This window comes from Paenibacillus vandeheii (genome assembly GCF_030433635.1).
In the GTDB taxonomy this organism is placed as follows: Bacteria; Bacillota; Bacilli; order Paenibacillales; family Paenibacillaceae; genus Paenibacillus; species Paenibacillus vandeheii.
The window spans coordinates 216,271-228,960 of the sequence record NZ_JAROCD010000009.1 but is presented as its reverse complement, the minus strand read 5'-3'; the positions used below and the strand labels follow the sequence as shown (position 1 = coordinate 228,960).

Here is a 12,690-nt window from a genome sequence, read left to right as displayed (position 1 = left end):
TTTCAGGCGAAATCCACTGTTGAAAATTCAAATGGAGCCTCTCCTTCATATTTCAAATGTATAGCATCTATATATTATACCCTAAATCCTAGGACCTGGTGCTATGATATGAACTAGTTTAGGAAAAAAAATAAACATAGGTCAATTCAATGATGCCCTTTAAGGTACATCTCCTATAATAAAGAATGACTCGTAAGACAAAAAAAGTGTCCTCCTGACTACAGGAAGACACGTTTAGTTATCCCAATATATCTAATAGCATAGTTTTTATATTTTCCCATGGTAGACATGACTCTGAATCTCCAAAGTCATATCTCTCCGTTACAAGTTACCAAGCATAGTTTCCGATGCCATCCAAGATGCCTTCGATTTCATTCAGCTCTTCCGACGTCAGGTCTGGTGCCTGAAGGGCGGCTACATTTTCTTCGATCTGAGACACACGACTGGCACCGATCAGGGCTGAGGTAACCCGGTTGTCACGCAAAATCCAGTTCAGTGCCAACTGGGAGATCGTTTGGCCTCTCCGCTCGGCAACCGTCTGAAGTGCTTCGAACTTGGCGATTCGTTCGTCCGTATAAGCTTCTTTTCTCAAATTGCCTGTTGGGTTGGTACGCTCTTCCTTGAGCTTGTCCACATATTTATTCGTCAACTGACCGCGGCCAAGCGGACAGAAGGCAATCGAGCCTACACCGTGCTCATCCAGCACATCCTGCAATCCATCCTCAATCCAGCGATGCAGCATTGAATAGTTTGGCTGGTGAACGAGACAAGGCGTACCGAGACGACGCAAAATAGTAACGGCTTCCTTCGTCTGTTCAGCATCATAGTTGGACAAACCTACGTACAGCGCTTTGCCCTGTCTAACGATATGATCCAGCGCAGTCATCGTTTCTTCGAGCGGTGTATCTGGATCTGGACGGTGATGATAGAAAATATCTACATAATCCAATCCCATACGACTCAAGCTTTGGTCCAGACTGGCAATCAGGTTTTTGCGGGAACCCCATTCGCCATAAGGACCATTCCACATATGATAACCTGCCTTGGTCGAGATGAGCAGTTCGTCGCGATAAGGACGCAGATGTTTTTTGAAAATGACACCGAAATTCTCTTCAGCTGATCCTGGAGGTGGACCATAATTATTTGCCAGATCGAAATGGTTAATTCCCAGATCGAATGCGCGCAGAATCATCTCTTCCTGAATATCAAGGGTACGATTTCCACCAAAGTTCTGCCATAGGCCAAGAGCAATTTGCGGTAGCTTGATTCCGCTTTTGCCGGAGCGTGCGTACTTCATTTCACTGTATCGTTGTTCATTCGCAGTATAGGGCATTGTTATTCTCTCTTTTCCTGTAAAAGTTATTGAATACCCTTTCATCTTAGACAGTTTCATAGCAAAGCGATATGGCATTTCACTACAACGATATGGAAAAATGATTGTTATCTTCAGCAAATGATATTCATAAAACGATTCCTTTTCACCTTTTATATGTTAAAATGCAAGGTATAACGACCTTATAACAGGAGTGAATAGCCTTGATTACATATTTGTGCAAAAATAATCACTTTCAGGAGCTGCAGCTCCTTCATTACGGCACAGAAGCTTGCACACCCGGTCACTACTTTGGTCCGGCCATGCGGGACTACTACAAAATCCATTACATTTTGGACGGAAAAGGCACCTTTGAAGTTGGAGGCAAAAAGGTTGAGCTGCGCAAGGGACAGGGATTTCTGATCGTCCCCCATTCTGTCGTTCATTATGAAGCAGATCAGGCTGACCCATGGGAGTATAGCTGGGTTGCTTTCCAAGGAAGCACCTGTCCTTCGCTATTGCAGCAGGCCTGCCTGTCTGAGCACCATCCGATCTTTGAACTGGGCAATGAAGATGACGAGCTGCGCTCCTGTCTGCACCGCATGATCAGCTCTCGTAATACCCATAAAGGATGGGAGATCAGCATGACGGGATTGCTGTTTCAGTTCTTCTCCATATTGATTGATCGGGCCAGTGAGGACAGACCTATTCCGTTTCAGGATTACACGAAAGAAAACTATGTCACTCAGGTCATGGATTTCATTGAGATTAATTATGCCAACGCCATAACCGTACAGTCCATTGCGTCTCATGTTGGATTACAGCGCAGTTACTTGTGCTCCCTCTTTAAAGACAAGATGGGCACCAGCATTCAGTCTTATCTGGTCAATTACCGAATGCGCAGAGCGGCTGAACTGACGCTCGACCCGGCTTTGACCATTGGGGATATCTCCCGTTCCGTTGGATACGCCGATCAGCTTCTTTTCTCGAAAATGTTCAAAAAAGTCATGGGCGAAGCCCCCACGTATTATCGCAAACACAAAACAGCACCTTCCCATTTATGCAGCTAATGGAAAGGTGCTGTTTTTGTATTTTTACACAGGATATGATGACCTGCTTATAGCTGGATTCCATTCATTCTACTCGTTTTGCTTAAATCTGCTCCTGCATGGTTACGCCTACCACTTGCACTTTAATTTCATTGACCATAATGCCTGTTAATTGCTCCACAGCTTGCTGCACATTATGTTGAAGTTCCTGACAGACTTCATGCATCTTGCTGCCATATTGAACATTAATTCGCAGCTGGATGGATGCCTGGTCATCTTTGATCGCCACATCAATCCCTTTTTGCAAGCTCTTTCCACTGATGCTCTTGGCGATTCCTTCGGTAAGACCAACCGACATGGAGGATATTCCTACAGTCGTCTGAGCGGCCATGCCGACAATTTTGGATACAACATCGTTGGAAATATGAATGGCGCCCATTTGAACAGATTGTGGCTCAATATACTCAGGTTCAGTGTATGGTTGTGGGATGATTTCAGACATGATTTCCACTCCTTTTATATAAGTTATCCATGTTTAAGCATTCTGCCATTTGTCCTTGAAGAATAGCTGGTAGATTCGAACCAAAATAATTTTAACGATCATGTAGACAGGGATGATAATCAGAATGGCAATAATACCACCCAGATCCCCTGCACCCAGCACCAATATAATGGTGGTCAGCGGGTGAATATCGAGTTTTTTGCCGAATACATACGGTGCAACCAGATTATCCTGAATTTGCTGCGCTACCAAAATAATAACGAGTGACCAGATTGCAACCGAAGGGGATACCACCAGTCCCATAATGACAATAGGAACGGAAGACAGGATTGCCCCGATAAACGGAACAAAGTTCATGATGACCGCAATCACGGTTAACAACAGTGCATATGGGAGACCAATGATCAGAAAACCGATATACATCAGCACGCCCAGAGCCAGATTCACGAGCACTCGTCCCACGATAAAGCCACTTAACGCCTGATCGATCTCAAGTACAACTTCACGGCTGTCTTTTTGGAAGCGTTTGGGTGCAATGTGCACCAGCTTACGACCGAACTTCTCTCCCTGCTTCAGCATGTAGAACAAAATGATCGGGAAGGTGAACAGAACAATCGCAAAGCTGGATATGAGTGAGAAGAATCCACTTACATAGTTCGTTACAAAAGTGAAGCCTTTGTTAATGTAATCCGTAATCTGAGAAAACGGGGTCGATCCTTCCGGGAACAAAGCCGTAATGGCACCGTTCTGTTCGAGCTCTTTGAGCTGCAAGCTTAGTGAATTAAGCAGATTTGGTGCGTTTTCTACCAGGTTAACCAGCTGCTCACGTAAAGAAGGCCATAGTCCTATAATAAACAGGGCGAACAGTATACCAAACACCAGATAGATCAGCAAAATGCTAAGTGTACGATTCAGCTTCTTTTTTTCCATGTAATTGACGAGTGGCCGCAGCAGATAATAAAAGAATACGGACAGCATCATCGGCACGGTAATCACCGTAATCATGGTAACAAGCGGTTGGAAAATGAAACTGACACGTGATAACAGGTAGATATTGATCAGTATCAGTGCCAGTGCAATACTGAAACGTACAAACGAATTTACTTTGAACAAAAAGTTTCCCCTCCACTTAACCTTTTCTATATGAGTAATTTGCAAAATGCGATCAGATGACAGAATGTTTATGTCAACCTTATCCTTTATGTCGGTTCTTTATTTCGGAATCTGTATAGTGAACACCGTTGTCTCCTGACCGCGTCGGGAAAGTGTTAATCGCCCACCCATCTTCTCGGTGTTGCGCCGCGCAATCGCCAGTCCAAGCCCCGTCCCTCCGGTTCCCGAACGCGCCTCATCCCCTCGGACAAATGGATCAAAGATGGTTGCCCACAATTCCTGAGGGATACCTACACCGGTATCAGCGACCTCAATAACCACATGCTTGTCCAGTGGAATTAACTCCACACGCAGCTCAGTTCCCCGTGGATTGTAGGACAAAGCGTTCGTGATCAGGTTCTGAATCACTCTGGACAACAGTTCCGGATCATATCTTGCATAGATTTCTTCATCAGGGACGAGCACATGCAGGCTAAAATGATTCTGCTCAATCTCCCCATACGTATCCGCCATAATTTCACGTACGAATTCGCCGATTTCCCGCTGCTGAATGTGCATACGGAAGTCAGGTGAATCCACTTTGAGCAATTCCAGCATATTCTGAATCATGCGCGCGACCTGGACGGACTTGTTGTAGATATATCCCAGATATCGCTGCTGTCTGTCCTTGTCTTCCCCCCGCCCTTCCACCAAAGCCTGGGCGTATCCCTGAATACTCGTGATCGGGGTCTTGAGATCATGTGACAGGTCCACAATCAGTCGCTGTTTGCTCTCTTCCGCATATCGTTTCTCCGCAGATGTATTCTCAATAACGTCCGCCATATAATTGAAGGTTTCACCAATCTGGACAAATTCCCTCTCAGCCGAGATAGACATGCGTGTACTATAATTTCCCTGAATCATCTGGGTAAGACCTAGAGAAAGGATACTCAGCGGTTTTTTGATTCTTCGGGCGACCCAATAACTGTATACAAATATCAGCAGCAAGACCAACCCGATTCCAATCATAATGTAAAACGATAACGGATGCTTCAAATTGGTAATCAGTTGATTATCGTTAATTCGCACACTGACCAACTCACGCGGAATCTTTAGCAAAACGTACTCAGCAGTTCTATCTGTCGATAGCGGACTAATGGAGTAGTAGTACGGCTGTTCATTTCGGTTTTCGAGTCCTTCATATAGCTCGGCTTCACTGTATTGAGTGAACGTATCCTGCTTGTCCCCGATATAACGAATGACCCTTCGATCCGCATCCAGCACTTCAATCCATCCTCCGCTATCCTTGAGACGCTGAATCTCGGTATTATTGGCCTCATCAGAACTACCTGACAGCTCTTCGTTCTCCAGTTCGGTCACATACACATGCGCCTCCACATTCAGATCGGGATCAACCACTTGATCCGAAATGCGGAAATCGACCACATCCAGCGTAATGATAATGTACACAATGGCTACCAGTAGTAACAAAAAGAAGTTGAACAGCAAAAAGTCCAGGGTCAGGGACGTTTGCAATAGTCTCTTTTCTCTAGCTTTCCATGGGCGCTTCAATTTTGTATCCCAGTCCCCTTATCGTTTTTAAATATTCCGGTTGCCTGGAGTCACGCTCGATCTTCTCCCGAATGTTACTGATATGTACCATGATCGTACTGTCTTCGTGCGCGTAATAATCTCCCCAGACAGCTTCGTATATTTTTTTGCGGGTAAAGACACGACCTGGCTGCTCCAGCAGAAGCTCCACGATCTTGTACTCTGTAGAGGTCAACGTTACAGGCTTCCCCGAGCGAAAAAGGATACATTGAGATCGATCAAGCCTGAGCTCACCGAGCACAAGATTTAACTCTTTGGCAGCAGGCACGTCCGGTGCATCAAATTGATTGACTCTTCTGAGCAAAGCTTCCACTCTGGCGACAATCTCCAAGGGATTAAAAGGTTTGGAGATATAGTCATCGGCACCTAATCCGAGTCCAAGGATTTTGTCATGATCCTGGCTTTTGGCCGACAGGAACAGAACAGGCATATGGTGTGTGGACCTGATTTGTTTGATCAATTGCAGTCCATCCATCACGGGCATCATAATATCCAGTATGACCAGATCGATCTGAGTTGAACGGATACACTGCAGCGCATCTACTCCATTAACGGCTGTCACAATGTTGTAGTCCTTCTCCAAGTACAGTTGAAGCAGTTCCACAATTTCGGGCTCGTCATCTGCAATTAATAGTGTGTATCTCATGCGAATCCTCTCATTCCTATTACAATAAATTCAGTTCTCATTCGAATTCGTATCCGCACTTCAGCTTCCTATGGTTCACATGTCTATACGTTACTACTATATACTACGTCTCTTAATTCAATCTAAACCAATTCTAAAGATAACCTAAATAAAAAGCCCGGGCATCAGGCCAGAGCTTTAAATCCAAAGAAAAATAAGCAGCGTTTCTTCAGCATCATTCATCCCTTGCTATGTAACCATGGTTCAACCCGTGCATATAATCGGTCCTTGTCATACTGCATATACTGACTCGCCCGATTGCGTACCGGGTCGCCGGCATAGAAACGTTCATACAGATCATGTCTGGCTCCCAAAGGACTTCCCGTCAGCTCCCAGGCGAGCTGGAATAATCGAATTTTCTCCGGTGCCTGCATCGTTACACCGCCAAGATACTTGTTCATCATGGGGCTCATACTATTTTCTAGCTCCAGATTCCCGGAAGGGATCTGAATGAGACCACCGGCGGCGATTGTCTTCAAAATCTCAACAGCGCGTGGATAATAACGGTTCCCCAAATTGCGGGCTGTTTCGATATATTTGAATGATGGGAGCCAGTTCCCATGAACATCCGGCGCAGCTTGTGCCTCGGAGGCAATGATGAGTCCTTCAATCGTGTGCATCTGACTAATCATTTCCCCAAGCTGTTCCTGTACGTTCAGGAAGGAATCCACTCCAATCTCCTTGGCAATGGAAGACGTGATGGCTGTGATGAATTCCAGCTTCGAATGCAGCCGAATAATGCTCTGATGATAAGCCAGACTGGAGGATGCGGCGTTGCAGCGAATCTGCCATACCGCTTCCGGATTGTTATGCAGCAGTACGCGCTCCCATGGTACGAATACGTCGTCAAAAAATAATACAGCATCCATCTCATCATACTGCATACTGAGCGGATGAGCGGTATCTAAGTCTGATGCAGCAAAAGATTCTCTACATACCATATGTAAACCTGGACTGCCTGCTGCAACAATAACCATATGCGCCAGTTCTGGGCGATGTCCGGGAATGCGCTGAATTGGATATGCAATGATATCATCCGCATATGGAGCCGCAGTTGCCACCATCTTGGCGCCCCGGAGGACAACCCCCTCTGTATTGGTACTCATGATTCGGAGCATGGCATCTTCATCTTCCCCTACAGGCAGAGCGCGATTAATCTGGGGGTCACGCTGAACAATGGTCAGGAAGGCATCCTTTCGTTTAGCTTCATCATAATAGGCAGCGATTTTACCTCCAAATGCCGGGTCGTATACAGCCATGGCGTCACGCGTGGCATACCATCCGGTCAGGCGGGATCGAGCGTAATCCGATAGACGGCTCATGACCCCATAGGTGCGATCGGACCACAATCGAAAGGCTGCCGCCCTGTTGTTGATTTCCAGCGAAGTTCGAGGTACACGAAAAGCCTGATGTACATATCCCCCCGTCTGCTCATCCCAATAAGCCACTGTTTCTCGCGTGTCCGCATCGTCCACCAGATTGAACAAACTTTCAATCGTATGCAAGGTTCCCCGGAAGGCAGGATGCTCCGTAACGCGAATACGTTCTCCATCCAGCCATACATTGCGTTCGTCATTCAACCGTTGCAGATAAGCTTGTCCACGAGACATCGTTATGCTCAATGTAATCCTCCTTCTCGGTAGCTATAACGATACAAATTGTATCTATTGAAATAGTACTTTGCTTTGGAGGGAAAAGTCAACAAACACCGAACCTAAGGTCCGGTGCCTGTTGTATTAGATTTATATCAGATCAATTTGGCATACATGTTGCGTAAATAACGCCAGCGTACTAGCAGGAAGAACAGAATCTGCATGGATGCAAATACCAAGAAAATACGCAAGGTATAACCCATGACTGAGAAATCTACCAACTGCTGTAATGCAACAAAGGCAACGGAGCTGTGGATAATGGCCAAGACGATTGGCAGGAAAAACATTAACATCAGCTGTCTAGTTACGATGTTACGAAGCTCGGGGCGACTCAGTCCCATCTTGCCAATCATGCGGTACTGCTCTTCGTCCCGTTCCAGATCCGCATATAACCTGAAGTAGGTAAAGCTTGCAGCAAAGGTGAAAAAGACGATGCCAATCAAGCCGCTTAGAATAAGGATGATGCCATTGGTTTGTTTGGAATTAAGCCAATCCAGCACGAGAGCGCTGAGCGCGAAGTAACCCTGACTACCCGAGTCATTTTGAATGGTTTCAACCAGATCAGGCGCAAACTTCCGCGTCCCCATCCAATCGTTCACAACAAATTGAGTCATTTTATTGGAATAATAATTTTCATCTGCTTGGATTTGAATATTAAATTCCTTATTGATCTTATCGTACAGCTTATTGGACACCACATAAACGTCCCTTTTGTATTCAACCGGGACGACGATCTCGGTTTCAGGTGTTGTTAACCGAACCTTTTCATGAACTTCTCCGACCCACAAATCGAAGTTATTCTGAGAGGAGCCCTCTCCTGCCTCTGCACGTAATGCCTTACGACTTGTAAGATTACCTGGAGTCATAAACGACTCATCGGTATTCTCCAACGTTCGCTCTTTATAACCTAAAGCCTTGGCAAGATGATTATACTCACTGAGTTTGATGATATAGTTGCCCTTGTTATCCATCAGCGGAATATAACTTCCTTTCTGGTACGGAACTTCATTATCAATGAGTGTCTCTTCGATCTTCCTGATGTGGCGTTCTGCACTAGATGTATCCCATGAATTTTGGTAAGTAAATGCATATGGATTCGTCATGGATGACAAGCCCGGATCAGCGATCGCCAGCATTGTGCCAATGCCCGTAAAGGCGGAAGCCGAGATCACACTTACCATAAAAAACATGACCGCATTATCTTTCATTCGATAGGCAAGTTCGGACAGAAATAGCAAATTCGTTTTGCGGAAAAATAAACGCTTATTGCCTTTGAGCGCCCGAATGGCATATACACTAAGTTGGGTGAATAACAGATATGTGCCTGCAATAACCAAAACAACGCTGCCGACCAGCAAAGGGAAGGAGAATGTGATCCATACAAAGGTAAATACACCCGCATATCCACCCCCAATGAGTATGACGGAGAGCAGTGCTAATAGACGTGAAGCCTTAGGCTCAGGTTTTGGTTTTTCCTCTGATTTTACAAGGTCAATCAATGACCCTTTTCGCATCAGCAGGGATGAGGTCAACGCAATCACAAAAAACAGAATTAAAAATGCTCCGACAGTAAGTGCAATAGCCTTTCCTGGAAAATAGAAACGCAGACTTTCTTCCACAGCCAGCATGGAACCGCAGATCAAAAGGATTAGCTTGGAAAAGATCATTCCTAATCCAACGCCTGTCACAATGGCAGCCAAACCAATACACATGTTTTCCATAAATAACAGTCGGTTCATCTGTTTGCGAGTCATGCCAATGATTTGAAATATGCCAAATTCCTTTTTGCGCGTCTTTAGAAATGAACCTACGGAATAGAGCAGAAACAGAAACGAAAAGATGAAAATAATGATCTCTGCAATCAGAAACCCCTGATTCGCAAGCGTGGTCACTGTCTTACTTGATCCTTTCAATCCTTCCTTCAGATCCGGGTGAAACAAAAGCAGCGCATACGTAAAAAAGATCATGACCGAAAACGTACTGCTCAGAAAATGGGCCAGGTAAATTCGTTTGTTGCGAACAACATTATTAATGGCGAACTGGCGAAAATTCATGACCCGAGCCTCCCATCAGGGATAATACGTTGATGATTCGCTGATAGAACGCCGATCGGTTATCTCCATAATGAATTTCGTTGTACAGTCGCCCATCCTTAATAAATACAACCCGGCTGCAATAACTTGCAGCAACAGCATCATGCGTGACCAGCAGCATGGTGGCCCGATCTTCCTGGTTGCGGCGTTCCAGCATTTCCATTACATCACGCGCTGCCTTCGAGTCCAGATTTCCTGTTGGCTCATCTGCCAGCACCAGCTTGGGAGAATGAATCAGAGCTCGTGCGATTGCTGTCCGCTGGGCCTGACCGCCGGAAATTTCATACGTGCGTTTGTTCAGAAGATCTGCAATACCGAGCTTCTCTGCGAGCCGATCAACACGTTCATTCATCTCCTCAACCGATACTCCGTCGAGCGTGAGCGGCAGGACAATGTTTTCTTTTACGGTGAGTGTATTGAGCAGGTTAAACGACTGGAATACAAATCCCAGCTCTCGGCGTCTGAACAAGGCCAGTTCATCATGATTCAGTTCAAACGGATTTTTTCCTGCGATCTGCAATTCCCCTGAAGTAGGGTGGTCAATAGTTGAAATCATGTTTAGCAACGTTGTTTTGCCACTGCCTGATGGACCCATGATGCCAACGAATTCACCTTCCTGAATACTGAGATCAATACCTGACAAGGCTTCGTAGGACACGACCCCTTTATAAATTTTGCTAATCTGTTTCACTGAACATATCTCCATAGGTTGATGGCTCCTTTTCGAATTTGAATTAAAATAAGTTGGGCTGAACATCATTGCCAATTGATGTCGTTCTCTTACTTTCTGACTTCAGTCTATCGAAGTTTCGACTATTCTCCTATGGATTAACCTTTCATCTTCATGACATTATTGTAAGGTTACGTTATCACTCATGATTAAAAAAGCCCTCTTCTATGTAGAACAGAGAAAGACGCCGATACCTGTTGAGGGGTACCAGACGTCTTCCCGTTTTGTTTTGCATCCTGCTGATATAGTTTTCATGTTTCAAATGTAATGGTTACGGTTGTCCCTTCTCCCTGAACCGATGCCAGATCAATTCGATGATTCATCCGTGTCAGTACATCCTTTACAATATACAGTCCCATACCCGTGGATTCTTTAAAATGACGTCCATTCTCTCCCGTGAAGAAAGGCTGGAATACACGGTTAAGATCAGACTTTGGAATCCCCACACCCTGATCCTTCACTTCAAGGATGATGGACCGTGCGGATTCGTAAGCCTGAATGGTGACCTTTTGCCCATGGCTGCCAGAAGAGTACTTGATGGCGTTGGATAACAGCTGTACGAGGACAAACCGAATCCACTTGGCATCCGAGTGGACCATTAACGCAGAGTTAATTTCCATCTCGGGATACACATGGTTACGAATGAAGAACCGTTTCAGTTCATGAATGGCCTCTTCTGCGGCAGCCTTGAGTGATACCGGCTCCACAATGAAGTCCTGTTCAAATGTCTCCAGCCGCGCCACGTACAACACGGTTTCCAAGCCCCGCCTCATCTGGTCTGCTTCCTCTCGAATGCTAATGAACCGTGGATCTTCATCCTCCTGGTCCTCAACCGTCAGTTCAATGACGGACAACGGTGTCTTCATCTGATGTACCCATTGGTTCATAAATGTCAGGTATTCCTGCTGCCGCTGTTCCAAACGATGCAAATGGGCATGGTAATGACCATACTGCGAATCCAGCAGTTCCGCCAGAGCCTGCGGCAAAGGTGCGGGCTCATTCAGTGGAACAAATTCTTTTAAATCATTCATTCGTTGGGACATCCGGGAATAAAACATGCGATGGGACAGATAACGATAAATGAGATAACCTGCGTACAGGCAAAACCCTAGAGATACCGCATACGTGGCCGTTAACCAGTGGTCATAGCCGTCGTACCAGAAGACTGCAACCACAGTAAGAAGCACAACGATTACCCAACAGGTCAGTACAATATGTTCTTTGATAAACAATTTCATGAGGGCGACGATGCCTTCCAATTACTGTTGAGTCGATAACCCGAACCTCGTACCGTCTCCAGCGCATCCGTAATTCCCAGCTCAGTCAATCGTTTACGCACTCGGGTCACATTCACGCTAAGTGTATTATCATCCACAAAGGAATCATCCCACAGCTTTTCCAAAATGGTTTCGCGGCTAACCAATTTGGGACTGCGCCGCAGCAGCGTCTCCAGCAAAATGGTTTCTTTCTTGGTCAGTTGTATCTTACGGTCACCTAACTGCATCTCCAACCGTTCCAGATAGACCGTCAGTCCATCCAATTCCACCTTGCGTTCTTCATGACTTGCAGCATAATCGCCATACACCCTCCTCAGCTGACTACGAATTTTGGCCATGACAATTTCATGCTCGAACGGCTTCGTAATATAATCGTCCGCACCGTTCTCAAGGGCCATGACCTGATCCATCTTGCCACTCCGGGCCGAGATGAAAATGATTGGACAAGTGGAGATGGAGCGAATCTGTCGACACCAGTAGAATCCGTCGTAACTTGGCAAGTTGATATCCAGCAGCACAACATGAGGCTTCAGTTGTTCAAATTGCCGGACAACCTGTTCAAAGTCCTCAACCGTTACAGCCCGGTCTCCATATCGCTCGATATGGGATTTGAGAAGACCCGCAATCTTCGGGTCATCTTCAATAATCATTATTGTATACATAAAAAAAGGTCTCACCTCTAACGTG

General features: G+C 45.7%; 11 protein-coding genes. 1 reads left to right on the top strand and 10 read right to left on the bottom strand.

The features are described 5' to 3' along the window. Positions 1 to 328 precede the first annotated feature (328 nt). Positions 329 to 1,333, bottom strand: coding sequence for an aldo/keto reductase (locus tag P5G61_RS19430; protein ID WP_301248030.1), 1,005 nt, complete (start codon positions 1,331 to 1,333; stop codon positions 329 to 331). A 203-nt stretch (positions 1,334 to 1,536) separates the two neighbouring features. On the opposite strand from P5G61_RS19430, the gene P5G61_RS19425 reads away from it, so the two are divergent. Further along, positions 1,537 to 2,382, top strand: coding sequence for an AraC family transcriptional regulator (locus tag P5G61_RS19425; RefSeq protein ID WP_301248029.1), 846 nt, complete (start codon positions 1,537 to 1,539; stop codon positions 2,380 to 2,382). 82 nt (positions 2,383 to 2,464) lie between these two features. On the opposite strand, the gene P5G61_RS19420 is transcribed toward P5G61_RS19425, so the two are convergent. From P5G61_RS19420 to P5G61_RS19380, 9 genes are all read right to left on the bottom strand, one after another. After that, positions 2,465 to 2,863: an Asp23/Gls24 family envelope stress response protein gene (locus P5G61_RS19420; protein ID WP_079344256.1), complete on the bottom strand. Its 399-nt coding sequence runs from the start codon at positions 2,861 to 2,863 to the stop codon at positions 2,465 to 2,467. 33 nt (positions 2,864 to 2,896) lie between these two features. Next, positions 2,897 to 3,976 (bottom strand): AI-2E family transporter, encoded by a 1,080-nt coding sequence (locus P5G61_RS19415; RefSeq protein ID WP_094936766.1) that lies wholly within the window; start codon positions 3,974 to 3,976, stop codon positions 2,897 to 2,899. Between the two features lie 99 nt (positions 3,977 to 4,075). Beyond that, positions 4,076 to 5,527, bottom strand: a complete 1,452-nt coding sequence (locus P5G61_RS19410) for a sensor histidine kinase (protein WP_301248028.1) — start codon at positions 5,525 to 5,527, stop codon at positions 4,076 to 4,078. Further along, positions 5,505 to 6,212, bottom strand: a complete 708-nt coding sequence (locus P5G61_RS19405) for a response regulator transcription factor (protein WP_024633809.1) — start codon at positions 6,210 to 6,212, stop codon at positions 5,505 to 5,507. The genes P5G61_RS19410 and P5G61_RS19405 overlap by 23 nt, the downstream gene beginning before the upstream one ends. A gap of 218 nt (positions 6,213 to 6,430) precedes the next feature. Continuing rightward, complete coding sequence (locus P5G61_RS19400) at positions 6,431 to 7,861, bottom strand: 4-hydroxyphenylacetate 3-hydroxylase family protein (RefSeq protein WP_301248141.1); 1,431 nt, start codon at positions 7,859 to 7,861, stop codon at positions 6,431 to 6,433. 137 nt (positions 7,862 to 7,998) lie between these two features. Continuing rightward, entirely contained in the window at positions 7,999 to 9,957 is a 1,959-nt protein-coding gene (locus P5G61_RS19395) for an FtsX-like permease family protein (RefSeq protein WP_301248026.1), read from the bottom strand. Beyond that, positions 9,932 to 10,702, bottom strand: coding sequence for an ABC transporter ATP-binding protein (locus P5G61_RS19390; protein WP_301248024.1), 771 nt, complete (start codon positions 10,700 to 10,702; stop codon positions 9,932 to 9,934). Before P5G61_RS19390 ends, P5G61_RS19395 begins: the two co-directional genes overlap by 26 nt. Positions 10,703 to 10,977: 275 nt before the next feature. Next, positions 10,978 to 11,964 carry a sensor histidine kinase gene (locus P5G61_RS19385; RefSeq protein ID WP_301248022.1) on the bottom strand — a complete coding sequence of 329 codons (987 nt, stop codon included), beginning with the start codon at positions 11,962 to 11,964 and terminating at the stop codon, positions 10,978 to 10,980. Next, positions 11,961 to 12,665 (bottom strand): response regulator transcription factor, encoded by a 705-nt coding sequence (locus tag P5G61_RS19380; RefSeq protein ID WP_024633804.1) that lies wholly within the window; start codon positions 12,663 to 12,665, stop codon positions 11,961 to 11,963. Before P5G61_RS19380 ends, P5G61_RS19385 begins: the two co-directional genes overlap by 4 nt. Positions 12,666 to 12,690: the final 25 nt, after the last annotated feature.